Origin of the sequence: Serratia sp. JSRIV006 (assembly GCF_019968685.1) — a bacterium.
In the GTDB taxonomy this organism is placed as follows: Bacteria; Pseudomonadota; Gammaproteobacteria; order Enterobacterales; family Enterobacteriaceae; genus Chania; species Chania fonticola_B.
In genome coordinates, this window is record NZ_CP074137.1 from 992,614 (window position 1) to 1,006,056 (window position 13,443).

Annotated in this window: 14 protein-coding genes; 11 read left to right on the forward strand and 3 right to left on the reverse strand. The window is 54.0% G+C overall.

What is annotated here, in order from left to right:
• Positions 1-9 precede the first annotated feature (9 nt).
• The 4 genes from cysD (at position 10) to KGP16_RS04520 (ending at position 3,386) form a co-directional block, all read left to right on the forward strand.
• A complete protein-coding gene (cysD, locus tag KGP16_RS04505; protein WP_024485711.1) occupies positions 10-918 on the forward strand; it encodes a sulfate adenylyltransferase subunit CysD in 909 nt (302 codons plus the stop codon).
• A 12-nt stretch (positions 919-930) separates the two neighbouring features.
• Positions 931-2,361: a sulfate adenylyltransferase subunit CysN gene (gene cysN / locus KGP16_RS04510; protein WP_059199796.1), complete on the forward strand. Its 1,431-nt coding sequence runs from the start codon at positions 931-933 to the stop codon at positions 2,359-2,361.
• Between the two features lies 1 nt (position 2,362).
• Entirely contained in the window at positions 2,363-2,980 is a 618-nt protein-coding gene (gene cysC, locus KGP16_RS04515; protein WP_223498900.1) for an adenylyl-sulfate kinase, read from the forward strand.
• Between the two features lie 88 nt (positions 2,981-3,068).
• On the forward strand, positions 3,069-3,386 hold the full coding sequence (locus KGP16_RS04520) for a DUF3561 family protein (RefSeq protein WP_059199798.1): 318 nt from the start codon (positions 3,069-3,071) through the stop codon (positions 3,384-3,386).
• A 48-nt stretch (positions 3,387-3,434) separates the two neighbouring features.
• Here the strand turns inward: KGP16_RS04520 and KGP16_RS04525 are convergent, their stop codons facing one another.
• From KGP16_RS04525 to KGP16_RS04535, 3 genes are all read right to left on the reverse strand, one after another.
• Complete coding sequence (locus KGP16_RS04525; protein ID WP_059199799.1) at positions 3,435-4,157, reverse strand: amino acid ABC transporter ATP-binding protein; 723 nt, start codon at positions 4,155-4,157, stop codon at positions 3,435-3,437.
• Positions 4,141-4,908, reverse strand: a complete 768-nt coding sequence (locus tag KGP16_RS04530) for an amino acid ABC transporter permease (RefSeq protein WP_059199800.1) — start codon at positions 4,906-4,908, stop codon at positions 4,141-4,143. Before KGP16_RS04530 ends, KGP16_RS04525 begins: the two co-directional genes overlap by 17 nt.
• A gap of 83 nt (positions 4,909-4,991) precedes the next feature.
• Positions 4,992-5,762 (reverse strand): basic amino acid ABC transporter substrate-binding protein, encoded by a 771-nt coding sequence (locus tag KGP16_RS04535; protein WP_218519861.1) that lies wholly within the window; start codon positions 5,760-5,762, stop codon positions 4,992-4,994.
• Positions 5,763-6,154: 392 nt separating this feature from the next.
• Between KGP16_RS04535 and ftsB the strand changes: the two genes are divergently transcribed.
• The 7 genes from ftsB to KGP16_RS04570 all read left to right on the forward strand — a co-directional run bounded on the left by ftsB (position 6,155) and on the right by KGP16_RS04570 (position 13,436).
• Positions 6,155-6,475: a cell division protein FtsB gene (gene ftsB / locus KGP16_RS04540; RefSeq protein ID WP_223500867.1), complete on the forward strand. Its 321-nt coding sequence runs from the start codon at positions 6,155-6,157 to the stop codon at positions 6,473-6,475.
• Between the two features lie 3 nt (positions 6,476-6,478).
• Positions 6,479-7,186: a 2-C-methyl-D-erythritol 4-phosphate cytidylyltransferase gene (gene ispD / locus KGP16_RS04545; protein ID WP_223500868.1), complete on the forward strand. Its 708-nt coding sequence runs from the start codon at positions 6,479-6,481 to the stop codon at positions 7,184-7,186.
• Positions 7,187-7,197: 11 nt separating this feature from the next.
• The gene (gene ispF, locus KGP16_RS04550) at positions 7,198-7,671 is read left to right on the forward strand and encodes a 2-C-methyl-D-erythritol 2,4-cyclodiphosphate synthase (RefSeq protein WP_021179414.1); all 474 of its coding nucleotides are present in this window, start codon (positions 7,198-7,200) and stop codon (positions 7,669-7,671) included.
• 3 nt (positions 7,672-7,674) lie between these two features.
• Positions 7,675-8,721 carry a tRNA pseudouridine(13) synthase TruD gene (gene truD / locus KGP16_RS04555; protein WP_223500869.1) on the forward strand — a complete coding sequence of 349 codons (1,047 nt, stop codon included), beginning with the start codon at positions 7,675-7,677 and terminating at the stop codon, positions 8,719-8,721.
• Between the two features lie 628 nt (positions 8,722-9,349).
• Entirely contained in the window at positions 9,350-10,075 is a 726-nt protein-coding gene (locus tag KGP16_RS04560; protein ID WP_172413948.1) for a fimbrial protein, read from the forward strand.
• An 82-nt stretch (positions 10,076-10,157) separates the two neighbouring features.
• On the forward strand, positions 10,158-10,655 hold the full coding sequence (locus KGP16_RS04565) for a CS1 type fimbrial major subunit (protein WP_094982111.1): 498 nt from the start codon (positions 10,158-10,160) through the stop codon (positions 10,653-10,655).
• 117 nt (positions 10,656-10,772) lie between these two features.
• Positions 10,773-13,436: a TcfC E-set like domain-containing protein gene (locus tag KGP16_RS04570; protein WP_223500870.1), complete on the forward strand. Its 2,664-nt coding sequence runs from the start codon at positions 10,773-10,775 to the stop codon at positions 13,434-13,436.
• The last annotated feature ends 7 nt before the right edge of the window (positions 13,437-13,443 follow it).

Below are 13,443 nucleotides of genomic sequence, written 5' to 3' on the forward strand. Positions count from 1 at the left end.
GGATCTGTTATGGACCAAAAACGACTCACTCATTTGCGGCAATTGGAGGCGGAGAGCATCCATATCATCCGTGAAGTGGCCGCCGAATTCGGCAATCCGGTGATGCTCTATTCCATCGGTAAAGACTCCTCGGTGATGCTGCATCTGGCACGCAAGGCGTTCTACCCGGGCACGCTGCCGTTCCCACTGCTGCATGTGGATACCGGCTGGAAATTCAACGAAATGTACCAATTCCGCGATCGTACCGCCAAAGAGTACGGTTTCGAGCTGCTGATCCACAAAAACCCGGAAGGGGTGGCTATGGGGATCAACCCGTTTGTCCACGGCAGCGCCAAGCACACCGATATCATGAAAACCGAAGGCCTCAAGCAGGCGCTGAACAAGTACGGTTTTGACGCCGCCTTCGGTGGTGCCCGCCGCGACGAGGAGAAATCCCGCGCCAAAGAGCGCATCTATTCTTTCCGCGATCGCTTCCACCGCTGGGATCCGAAAAACCAGCGCCCGGAGCTTTGGCACAACTATAACGGCCAGATCAACAAGGGCGAGAGCATCCGCGTGTTCCCGCTGTCGAACTGGACCGAGCTGGATATCTGGCAATATATCTTCCTGGAGAAGATCGACATCGTGCCGCTCTACCTGGCCAAACCGCGCCCGGTGGTGGAACGCGACGGCATGTTGATGATGGTGGATGACGATCGTATCGATCTGCAACCGGGTGAGGTGATCAGCCAGCGTATGGTGCGGTTCCGTACCCTCGGCTGCTGGCCGTTGACCGGCGCGGTGGATTCTTCTGCGCAGACGCTGCCGGAGATCATCGAGGAAATGCTGGTTTCTACCACCAGCGAACGTCAGGGCCGCATGATCGACCGCGATCAGTCCGGTTCGATGGAGCTGAAAAAGCGCCAAGGGTATTTCTAAGGAGCCGCCGGAATGAACAACGTTATTGCACAACAAATCGCCGAACAGGGCGGGGTAGAAGCCTACCTGCACGCGCAGCAGCACAAGAGCCTGCTACGTTTCCTGACCTGTGGCAGCGTGGACGACGGTAAAAGCACCCTGATTGGCCGCTTGCTGCACGATACCCGCCAGATCTACGAAGATCAGCTCTCAACCCTGCATACCGACAGTAAACGCATCGGCACCCAAGGGGAGAAGCTCGATCTGGCCTTGCTGGTGGATGGCCTGCAGGCAGAACGTGAGCAGGGCATTACCATCGACGTGGCCTACCGCTATTTCTCGACCGAAAAGCGCAAATTTATCATCGCCGATACGCCGGGGCATGAGCAGTACACCCGCAATATGGCTACCGGTGCCTCGACCTGCGACTTGGCGATCCTGCTGATCGATGCGCGCAAAGGCGTGCTGGATCAGACCCGTCGCCACAGTTTTATCGCCACGCTGCTCGGTATTCGCCACCTGGTGGTGGCGGTGAACAAAATGGACCTGGTGGATTACAGCCAGGCGGTGTTTGAACAGTTCAAACAGGATTACCTGAGCTTCGCCGAGCAGTTGCCCAACGACCTGGAGATTAAATTCGTCCCGTTGTCGGCACTGGACGGTGACAACGTTGCTAGCCAGAGCATACAGATGCCTTGGTATAGCGGCCCGACACTGTTGGAGGTGTTGGAAAGTGTGGATGTCATCAGCGAGCGTGAACATCAGCCGCTGCGCTTCCCGGTACAATACGTCAACCGCCCGAATCTCGATTTCCGCGGTTATGCCGGGACTTTGTCTGCCGGTGTGGTCCGCGTGGGCCAGCGCATCAAGGTGCTGCCGTCTGGCGTTGAATCCACCGTGGCGCGCATCGTGACCTTTGATGGCGATCTGCAGGAGGCGGGGCCGGGTGAAGCGATCACGCTGGTGCTGAAAGATGAAGTCGACATCAGCCGGGGCGACCTGCTGGTGGATGCCAGCGAAACCCTACAGGCCACGCAAAGCGCCTTGGCGGACGTGGTATGGATGGCAGAACAGCCGTTGTTACCGGGCCAAAGCTACGACATCAAGGTAGCCGGGAAGAAAACTCGCGCCCGCGTTGAGAGCATTCGCCATCAGGTGGAGATCAACTCGCTGGCGCAGCATCAGGCCGACGTGTTGCCCCTGAACGGCATTGGGCTGGTGGAGCTGACCTTCGACGAACCGCTGGTGCTGGACAGCTATCAACAGAATCATGATACCGGCGGCCTGATCTTTATCGATCGTTTGACCAACGTCACGGTTGGCGCGGGGTTGATCCGCGAAGCCTTGCAGCAGGATAATCCGGCAGCGGCGGGCAATTTCAGCGCCTTTGAACTGGAGCTGAACGCCTTGGTACGCAAGCATTTCCCACACTGGGGTGCGCGTGACCTGCTGAAGGGGAATTAACGTGGCTGAGGCTGAGTTAGCGAAAGACGAAAACGTTGTGTGGCACCCGCATGCGGTAACGCGTGCGGAGCGTGAAACAGCGAACGGCCATCAGGGTGTGGTGCTATGGTTTACCGGCCTGTCTGGTTCGGGGAAATCGACCGTGGCTGGCGCGCTGGAGCAGGCGCTGCATCAGCTGGGGGTCAGTACCTATCTGCTGGATGGTGACAATGTGCGCCACGGCCTGTGCCGCGACTTGGGGTTCTCCGACGACGATCGGCGCGAGAATATCCGCCGGGTGGGGGAAGTGGCCAAGCTGATGGTGGATGCTGGGCTGGTGGTGTTGACGGCGTTTATCTCACCGCACCGTGCCGAACGGCAGATGGTGCGGGAAATGTTGGCCGAGGGACAGTTTATCGAAGTGTTTGTCGACACCCCGCTGGCGATTTGTGAGGCTCGCGATCCGAAAGGATTGTACAAAAAGGCCCGCGCCGGTGAGTTGCGTAATTTCACCGGTATCGATTCGGTGTACGAGGCGCCGGAACGGCCGGATATCCGGCTTAATGGTGAACAATTGGTAACAAATTTGACCGCGCAATTGTTAGACCTGCTGCGTGGTCAGGCTATTATCAAACCCTGAATTCGCAAAAAGCGCGTGGCGTGATCGAGCTACGCGCTTTTTACTCTAGCAAGTCGCCGCAGAGCGAGCCAATAGACCAGGGAACGCTATGCAAAATGCCACGCCACTAGTGATTGATAGCCAACTCGAGCAAGAGGAACCCTCGTACTCCTTTTTGGGCGGCACCAGCGGCTTTGTCTTCTATTGGCTGGCGTTTACCGTGCCTTTTATAGTTTACGGTTCTAACACCTTGTTTTTCCTTCTTTATACCTGGCCGTTTTTCCTGGCTTTGATGCCAGCCTCGGTGCTGCTGGGTATCGTCTTCAGCGTGGTGCTGCGCGGGCGTTTGTTCCTCACGCTGCTGCTGACCGGTATCACCGTCATCTGTCTGTTTTGGCTGGTGTTCAGCTTTCTGAGTGGCTGGTAATAAAAAGGGCGCCAGTGCGCCCAAGAGATGTCAAAGCGGTGCCGAAGGTTACAAAACTTTGCTTAAAAATGCCTGGGTGCGCGGATTGGTTGGGTTTCCGAAGATGTGCTCCGGTGTGCCTTCTTCCTGAATAATCCCCTGATCGATAAACAGCACCCGGTCGGCCACTTCACGGGCGAAGCCCATTTCATGGGTTACCACCACCATCGTCATGCCTTCAAGGGCCAGCGCCTTCATCACCGCCAACACTTCACCGACCAACTCCGGATCCAGCGCCGAGGTAGGCTCATCGAACAGCATGATTTGCGGTTCCATCGCCAATGCGCGGGCGATGGCGACACGCTGTTGCTGCCCACCGGACAGGCTGCTGGGATAGGCATCGATTTTGTCCAGCAGGCCCACTTTATTCAGTAGCACCTCGGCACGTTCAATAGCCTCGCTGCGAGGCAGTTTTTTCACGTCCATCGGCGCCATGATGATGTTCTCCAACACCGTCATATGCGGGAACAGGTTAAAGCGTTGGAATACCATGCCCACGCTTTCACGCATCTTGTTCAGATCGGTCTTCTGATCGTGAATGGCAAAGCCATTGACGTCGATCTCACCGCCCGAGAGCGTCTCCAGCGCGTTGATACAGCGCAGAAAGGTACTTTTACCGGAGCCGGAAGGGCCGATAATGCATACCACTTCTTTCGGCGCGATCTGGCAGGAGATCCCGCGCAGCACGTGGGCTTCGCCAAATTGTTTTTGCAGGTTATGTACGCGAATCACTTTTACCGAACCTTTTTTCCATGTGTTGCACCATCAGCGAGAGCAGGAAGGTGATGACCCAATAGATCACTGAAATAGTCAGATAGGGCTCCCAGTAGGTGGCGTACGCGCCGGAAACGGTACGCGCGGCATAAGCCAGATCCGCCAGACCAATCGCGGAGGCCAGGGACGAATCCTTGACGATGGCGATGGCGTTGTTGCCAAGCGGCGGCAGCATGCGGCGGAAGGCCTGCGGCAGGATCACCTTACGCATGGTCTTGCCGTAGCCCATCCCCAACGAGCGTGAAGCCTCCATCTGGCCGCGGTCGATCGACTGGATCCCGGCACGGAATATCTCCGAGACGTAAGCACCGGCGTTCAACGTGATGGCGACTACGCAAGACAGGAAGGCACCGTAATCGGAACGTAATGCGCGTGCGAAGTCGACGCTCATCAAACCGTTGCTGACCAGCAGGCCGTCACGCGGGTTGATAAACAGCGGCACCAGCGCGAAGTGGACCACCATGATTTGCACAAACAGCGGTGTGCCCCGGAAGGCGCTGATGTAGATGCGCACCGGCCATTGCACGCAATAGTGCAGGATCGGTTTCCAGATGCCGTGCGGTGCCTGCGCCAGGCGGCCTAACCCGAGGAGCAGCCCCCAGGTGGTGCCCAGGATCACGCAGATGATGGTACATTTGATGGTCATCCAGGCACCCTCCATAAACAGCGGAGCGTATTCCTCAATGATCTCCCAACGGAATGCTGACAAAATAGAATCCTTACGGTGGTAGTGCGAACTTGTGGGTCTAATGCGTAGGGGCACAGTCAATTGTGCCCCTATTTACAGCCGGTTTATTCTGCTGGCAGCGTAGGGACGTTGCTGTCGAACCAGGTCTGGTAGATTTTGGCGTAGGTGCCATCGGCGATGATTTTCTTCAGGCCGCTGTTGATCTTGTTACGCAGCTCATCGTTGCCCTTGGCCACCGCAATGCCGAAATACTGGCGCTCAAACTTGGCGTCTGACACCAGCTTGAACTCTTTCTCCGGGTGGGTCTTGATATAGAACTTGGCCACGCCAACGTCACCCACGGCCGCGCCAATGCCATCTTCATACAGCTCTTGCAGCAGCAGCGGGGTGTTATCAAAACGCTTGATGGCGGTGCTGTTCTTACCCAAGACGTCGGAAACCACGATGTCGCCGGTGCTGGAGTTAACCACGCCCACCTTCAGGGTTTTCAGCGCGTCGATAGAGTCTACCGTAGACTCTTTCGGTACCACGATAGCCTGCTCTGCCGGGAAGTATGGCGAAGAGAAGTCGACCATCTGCTTGCGCTTGTCGGTAATGGTGATGCCGGAAATGATGATGTCGCGGTCGCCAGAGTTCAAGGTGGCAAAGATGCCTTCCCACGGCGTATTTACCAGCTTCACCTGGAAACCTTCCGCTTTGGCGACGGCCTTGATCACATCGATATCAAAACCTTCCAGCTCTTTTTTGCTGTTTTCGTATTCGAACGGGCGATAGGTACCGCCGGAGCCGACAACATACGTCGGTTCTGCGGCAAAGGAAGCCGCGGAAAAAGTGGCCGCCAGGCAGGCACTAATCAGCACTAAACGTTTTAACATGAGCATTCCCCGAATAAGTTGAGTCGTTGAGTAAAGGTTATATATTGGATTTATTTATGCACTTTAGATGCATAAAAATAAACTTACATGAATAAAAACACAACCCCTACCTGATGATGAAAATGCTAACAGTGTTAAATATGAATAATTATTTAAAAATTGGCGTAAATGTCGGTGGAAATGCCATCGATCCAGTTATTCTTACTGCATACTGACGCAAGGGGCGGTGCACGTTATGCCTGTCTAGATTTAATGCCGCTTTCAGGCGACAATCAGGCGCTAAACTCAGGAAGTTCTGATTACGCTTGAGGGCTGCAGGTGAAAAGCCGCTGCTGGTGTGGAGTCAAACGGCAAGTTGTGGGATGATTAAGCGCTTTTTTTAGGGGGCGGAGATGGGAAAACTGACGCTGCTATTGCTGGCGCTGCTTGGCTGGTTACAGTATTCGCTGTGGCTGGGGAAGAATGGTATTCACGATTATGTGCGGGTCAATGATGACGTTGCGGCTCAGCAGAGCAACAATGCCAAATTGAAAGCGCGTAACGATCAGCTGTTTGCCGAGATCGACGACCTGAACGGCGGTCAGGAAGCGATAGAAGAACGCGCACGTAATGAACTGGGCATGATCAAGCCCGGCGAGACTTTCTATCGTCTGGTGCCTGAACCTTCCGGACGCAACGCGGCGTCTGCCACACAGAACAACCCACCGAAGTAACGCATGAATCCATCCGTAGGCTCCTCCCCTCAGGTGATCGCCGTCCTGCCCGCTGCCGGTATTGGCAGCCGTATGCAGGCCGATTGTCCGAAGCAATATTTAACCATCGGCCATCAAACCATTCTTGAGCACGCGATCCACGCCTTGTTACGTCATCCGCGTATTTCCCAGGTGATCGTGGCTATCAGCCCCGAAGACCAACAGTTTAAAACGCTACCGATCGCCAGCGATCCGCGGGTGTTGGTCACTGAAGGCGGGCAACAGCGCGCCGATTCGGTGCTGGCCGGGCTGCAACTGGCTGGCAACGCGCACTGGGTATTGGTACATGATGCTGCCCGCCCTTGCCTGCATCCTGACGATCTGGAGCGGTTGCTGGCGATCACGGCACACAGTAAGGTCGGCGGCATTCTTGCCGCGCCGGTGCGTGATACCATGAAGCGTGCGCAGGTGGGCCAAAGCATCATCTCGCACACCGTGGAACGCCAGGATTTGTGGCATGCACTGACGCCACAGCTGTTCCCGCTGGAACTGCTTAAACTCTGCCTGCAACGCGCCCTGGATGAAGGGGCGACGGTAACCGATGAAGCCTCGGCGCTGGAGCATTGCGGTTATCATCCGCTGCTGGTGGCGGGGCGTGCGGACAATATTAAAGTGACGCGGCCAGAGGATTTGGCGCTGGCGGCGTTCTATTTGACTCAGTTGAACAACTAAAGGAGCGCATCATGCGTATCGGTCACGGTTTTGATGTCCATAAATTTGGCGGCGAAGGGCCGTTGGTGATCGGCGGTGTTCGCATTCCTTATGAAAAAGGACTGCTGGCTCACTCCGATGGTGACGTGGCGCTGCATGCGGCCACCGATGCTCTGCTGGGGGCGGCGGCGTTGGGGGATATCGGCAAGCTGTTCCCGGATACTGATCCGGCCTTTAAAGGCGCGGACAGCCGTGAGCTGCTGCGCGAAGCCTGGAAACGCATTCGTGCCAAGGGCTATCGTCTGGGTAATCTGGATGTCACCATCATTGCGCAGGCACCGAAGATGGCACCGCACATTCCTCAGATGCGCATCTTCCTGGCGGAAGATCTGCAATGCCATATGGATGACGTTAACGTCAAAGCGACCACCACCGAACAGCTGGGCTTTACCGGCCGTGGCGAAGGCATTGCCTGCGAAGCGGTTGCCCTGTTGATCAAGGAATAACGTATGGACATGGCCAATCTGACCTGGTTGCACGGCAAGCCAGCGGCTACCGGCGTGCTGAAAGCCAACCCGGAAGACTTTGTGGTGGTTGAGGATCTGGGCTTTACCCCAGATGGTGAAGGTGAGCACCTGCTGGTGAACATCCGCAAGAACGGCTGCAACACCCAGTTTGTGGCGGACGCTCTGGCGAAGTTTGCCGGCATTCATGCCCGTTCGGTCAGCTATGCCGGTTTGAAAGATCGCCATGCAGTCACCGAGCAGTGGTTCTGTCTGCATCTGCCGGGGAAAGAATCTCCCGATCTCAGCCGGTTTGCGCTGGAAGGCTGCGAAGTGCTACAGGCCGCTCGCCACCTACGCAAGCTGCGCATCGGTACGTTGAAGGGGAACGAATTCACCCTGGTGCTACGCCAGATCGGCGATCGCCAAGAGGTGGAGCAGCGTTTACAGGCTATCGCGGCGGGTGGCGTGCCGAACTACTTTGGCAGCCAGCGCTTTGGCCGTGGGGGCAACAACCTGACGATGGCGCGCCGCTGGGCCAACGATGAGATCCGGGTTAAGGAGCGCAGCAAACGTAGCTTCTACCTCTCTGCTAGCCGCAGTGCGTTGTTCAACTTCATTGCCAGCCAGCGTTTGGCTAACCAACAGCAACAAACGGTGCTGGAAGGGGATGCGTTACAGCTGGCCGGGCGCGGGAGCTGGTTCGTGGCCAAAGCGGAAGAGTTAGCCACCCTGCAACAACGGTTAGACGCGGGTGAACTGATGATCACGGCTCCATTGCCGGGGGATGGTGAACCCGGTACTGCCGGGGAAGCATTGGTCTTTGAACAAGCTTGTCTGGTGTCACAGCCAGAGCTGATGGCGTTATTAAAGCGTGAGCGTGTAGAGCCTGCGCGGCGGGCCTTGCTGCTACAGCCGCAGAAAATGCAGTGGAGCTGGTGGGATGATGTCACCGTGGAATTACGTTTCTGGTTACCAGCAGGCAGTTTCGCTACCAGCGTGGTACGCGAAATCATGCAGCAGGGTAGCAGTGGGGCGGATGTTGCCGAGTGACTGCCAGCTTGATCCTCACCTCTTAATCCTTGCTTTCCAGTTTGGGCTGAAAGGCGTTCAGCCTGAACGGAATTGAACGGCTTTGTTGAATACATCAGATAGTTGATTCAATCCCCTGCAATAAAATCCCTCTTTCGTCACCTTATTCAGCGCACGGAGCATGGCCATAACCTCTGCAACCTGGCTATCATCATCCCGAAGCGTGAACCGCTGTTTTGCCCACCATTTGCCTGATGTTGTCGGGATGATACGTGACCCAAACTCGATATATAGCAAAGTTTCGATACATTCAGCAGAGCCTGAGTGAGGCGAAAGAACGCTGTCAGCGGCCTGTTTTGCAACGTTGTTTATTCCTGATATCGCGCTATTAATTGAAACCTTAACTTGTTTTTTTAGTGCTTAATTGTAATTTATCACTTGATAACTCCATATAATTAAAAATTATTATAATATTAATCAATGGGTTACATTGATGGATATTATTATTATTATTATATTGATCTGAGCTATTGGTGGTCATTATAATTGCTATCAAATCTACGGAAGATAAACAAATCAGGCTGGTCTCTGCTGTATTTGTTTTTTAAATTTGGAAAGAGCCTCTCATTGCGCTCGTTGCGGATTAATCATGAAACTCAGTGTTATTAAATGCCTGTTCGGCATTGCTATTCTTTCTATTTGTTCAGGCCCTGCATTGGCCAATATGAATGTTTATCCTATGGAATTAGGGATCGGCGAAAATGGGGCCGCTCAAATAAGAGTTATGTCGCAAAGCGATGGGGTTCAGTTCGTCAAAGTAACAGAAAAACAAATAATAAATGCTGGAACTGAACAAGAAAAAGAAGTGAGCGTTGAGCAACTCGGCAAAAGCTCGTTGGTGATAACACCAAATAAACTGGCAATTTCGGCGGGTAGTCAACGTCTTGTACGACTAGTCGCCCTGGAATTACCGGAAAAGGAAACCACCTGGCGGGTCTATTTTGAGGGTGTGTCAGGATTAGATGATAACACCAATGCTGCTAGCACACAGGCGGCTACAGGTAAGGTGGGTATCAGCCTGGTATGGGGAGCCTTGGTCCACGTTGCGCCTAAAAAGGTCGTTACCAGCCTGGCGTTGGATGCGCAGCGCGGCATGGTGATCAATGATGGTACGCTGCGTATTCCACTACGTGAGGTCGGCGTCTGTGATTTGGCCGGCGTCTGTGACTGGAAAAAAGAAACGACTACGGTATATCCAGGAACCGAGCTCAAAATTGCTTCCCTTATGGTAAAGCCAGGGAAGAAGTATAAAGCACGCTATTTTAACTGGATCAAAAAGAGTGTTGAAGAAATTGATTTATCTATAAATAAGTAAGTTTAGAGTTAAATCATGGGCCCTATTTTTATAGGGGATGTAAAGTAAGTTGGATGTGTTTGTAATATAAAATGGAGATTTTATGAAAAAGTTAATTAAACCACTGTTAGTTGTTTCAATCATGGCAACCGCATTTTCAAGCCAGGCTATTCGAAAAGATATTACTGTGAATGCCAACGTGGATACGACGATTGATATGACGCAGCCAGATAATACGGCTTTGCCAAGCAGTATCGATATGCAGTATCTGCCAGGCAAAGGCCTGTCGCCTTTTAAACTGAATACCAAGGTTTGGTCTAACAGTGCCACTGCGGGTGTTAATATCCGCCTGGTAAGTGCGGCGACCCTGGCGGATGTCAATGGAGAGAACAAGATCCCATTGACCGTAACCCTGGGTGATAAGGTACTGACTACCGCCGACCAGATGCTGGATGCGGCGACTCTCTTCCCTGTGGGAATCGATAATGGTTCTGAAGTCTTGCCACTGCGTTTTGCACAGGCCACTCAAAATGTTGTTGCTACTGGCACCTACTCTGGTGTTGTCAGCCTGGTTATCACTCAAGCGACAAAAGCTCCTTAAACCCAGCCGGGGTATTCTAATGTTTCATGGGGCGTCTTTTAGCCCCATATTTATCAGGGATGGATAATGGTTTATCGCGTTAGCCTATCTACAGGATTGTTTCTGGGACTTTTGAGCGTGCAAAATGTCGCGCTGGCGGTTACCCAAAGAGTTCCTCCAGGTTTTGAGGTGTTGGCTCAGGGGCAGGTTCTTTGGGTTGATGTATCACTCTATGGCAAGTCTCTCGGGCTTTATGAAGCCAATATCAATCTTGAACATGTTGTCTTTATAAAGCCAGCGGAGTTGATTGATGCTGTAAAACAGCAGTTCAACGACGATCCAGGGCTGAGGGTGCAGTTGAGTGCCGCGTTGGAGCAGCCATTGCTGCGTAACGGTAACCTTGCCTGTAGCAGTAACGGCAATGCCCCGAGTTGTGACTATCTGGAAACCCAGACAGTTGGCATCATCTATGACGAAAATAACTCGCGGATTAACCTGTTTCTTGATCGTCAGTACTTACCGAAAAAAGACGCGGAAAGCAGTTTCTATCAGGCGAGTGTGGAAAGTGAAAATGCGTTTCTCCATCAGCAAAACCTCAATTTTGTTGCTGATGAAAACTATCAGTCGTTGTCGGTCCAGGGGACTGGTTCACTGGGCGTTACTGAAAGTGGTTATCTTAATGCCGACTGGCTCTATCTGGGGCAGCGCTATCGCCATGCCAACCATCAGCAGATAGAGATGAACAATGCCTATTTTAGGCAGGACTTGTGGCAGCGTTTCTACCTGCAAGGTGGCATGATGGACTCTCGCGATATCTTCAGCAACTCGGGGGGGAATATCAACCTGAGCCAACTGCCGATTGGAAAAATTCGTGGGTTACGGGCGGGGTCGACCCTGGCCTGGATCAACCCGACGCAGGTTTCCCGGGGAACCCCGGTTTCGGTATTCTTGTCGCGTAACGCACGTATCGACGCTTATCGTGATGAACAGCTACTGTCTTCCTTTTACCTGAATGCCGGAGCACAGGAGCTGGATACGCGCGCATTCCCCAGCGGTAGCTATACCATTACGCTGCGTGTCTATGAGGACAATCAGCTGGTCAGAACAGAAACAGTCCCTTACACCAATACTGGCGTGTCTTCACTGGATACTTTTCAGTGGTTCCTGCAATACGGGGTTGAGGTTGATCGCGACTCGCAGCGTACGGGGGACGACCGGCGTGTGGTGCAGGGCGGGCTGCGTATGCCGCTAACCGATACGTTGTCGCTGACGGCGGGGACCACGGTGCAGAGTGACGCCCACTACTGGGAAGGGGCGGCGGACTGGATCCACGGTTTTAACAGCGGCCCGTTGGACGGGATAATGACGGCTCGTACCAGTTATCTGTCTGGCAGCGGCGGTGCCCGGGGAAATATTCAGCAAATCAATTACAACGATGGTTTCTCATTGAGTTTCTATCGTTCAGCCATGTCGGTGCCTGATTGCAATTCTCAGGGGCTGAACTACGGTTTTAGCGGTTGTTACCAAAGCACCAACCTGATGTTTTCGATGCCCTTTGCGCAATGGAACGCCAACGTTGGCTATTCGATTAACAGCAGTGAAGGGCGTTACCGCTATCGCAGTGAACTGTCCGACAGTGATGGTGACCATCAAGGTGGGGTGCCTTGGGAACGGATATATGAAACCCGTTCACGCAGCCACACCTGGCAGACGGGGGTCAGCCGCTCCTTTACAGTTAACGAGATGAATATCAACACCGGTGTCAGCGCTTTTATACGTAACGATAGCGGCCAGCAGAGAACCGATAAAGGCGGCTACCTCAATATCAGCCTGTCGTTCTCCGGGCGCCGCGGTGGCAATGACGTCAGCAGCAATACTTCACTCGGAGCCAACTACCAGAATAGCCAACGTGGGGCAGGGCAGCTCAGTTATAACGCCAGCTACAGCCGTTATATTGACGAGAGCGGTCAAAATGAGTTGGGGTCGTCGATTTATGGCGTCAATAGCAAGACCCTGAGCGCTTTAACCTACGCTCGTGCCAGTGGGCAATACGGTAACGGCAGTTTAACTGTCAGCGATGCTTATGACAAAGTGGCGAACCGACATGCAGTTAGTGGCAGCGGTAGCTATAGCTCCTCTTTGCTGGTCGATCGCACCGGGCTTTATTGGGGACGTTGGGGGGATGGCCGCCCGGCCTCCGCGATCACCGTTGGAGTGGACTCAGAGGAAGAGAATCGCGCCTCGCAGGTCAACGTCATGATAGACGGTAGAGGGCAAACAGACGTGCGTAGTAACAGCCGAGCGCTGTTTACCGTACCGAGCTATCAGCCAACCAACGTTGATATCAACGAATCACTGAAGGCGCCCACCGGCATCAGCAGCGAAATCCGCCGAGGGGCGGGAACGCGTACTGCGTTTATGGTGCCGGGCAAAGTATTGCGTCGGAATATCGAGGTCACTTCACGCTATACCTGGCTGGGAAAAATGCTGGATGAGCAGGATCAGCCGTTGGTTAACGGTATTCCGCTTAACGTGCTGTCCTGGACGCCACTGGGTGAAGGCGGTTTTAGCCTGGAAACCACCCGGCCGATGAAGCAGCTGTATCTGATGCGTGGCTCACAGTTCTATCAGTGTGCCATGACAGTGCAGGCCATGCGTGACGTGGTGCGCTATGTCGGTACTACCCGCTGTGCCGGGGTGACCCTGGCTAACATACCGCCAGCCGAGCAGAAGCAGGCGCAATTGATGACCGTGCGGCAGGGCCATGGCTCTGAGGTGCCGGTAGCGATGAAAATGAACTAGGTAATGA

Excerpts from the sequence above, each read along its gene's own strand:
- cysN (WP_059199796.1), top strand. The coding sequence starts at position 931 with ATGAACAACGTTATTGCACAACAAATCGCCGAACAGGGCGGGGTAGAA.
- cysD (WP_024485711.1), top strand. The coding sequence starts at position 10 with ATGGACCAAAAACGACTCACTCATTTGCGGCAATTGGAGGCGGAGAGC.
- KGP16_RS04520 (WP_059199798.1), top strand. The coding sequence starts at position 3,069 with ATGCAAAATGCCACGCCACTAGTGATTGATAGCCAACTCGAGCAAGAG.
- truD (WP_223500869.1), top strand. The coding sequence starts at position 7,675 with ATGGACATGGCCAATCTGACCTGGTTGCACGGCAAGCCAGCGGCTACC.
- KGP16_RS04565 (WP_094982111.1), top strand. The coding sequence starts at position 10,158 with ATGAAAAAGTTAATTAAACCACTGTTAGTTGTTTCAATCATGGCAACC.
- ispD (WP_223500868.1), top strand. The coding sequence starts at position 6,479 with ATGAATCCATCCGTAGGCTCCTCCCCTCAGGTGATCGCCGTCCTGCCC.
- KGP16_RS04560 (WP_172413948.1), top strand. The coding sequence starts at position 9,350 with ATGAAACTCAGTGTTATTAAATGCCTGTTCGGCATTGCTATTCTTTCT.
- KGP16_RS04535 (WP_218519861.1), bottom strand. The coding sequence starts at position 5,762 with ATGTTAAAACGTTTAGTGCTGATTAGTGCCTGCCTGGCGGCCACTTTT.
- ftsB (WP_223500867.1), top strand. The coding sequence starts at position 6,155 with ATGGGAAAACTGACGCTGCTATTGCTGGCGCTGCTTGGCTGGTTACAG.
- ispF (WP_021179414.1), top strand. The coding sequence starts at position 7,198 with ATGCGTATCGGTCACGGTTTTGATGTCCATAAATTTGGCGGCGAAGGG.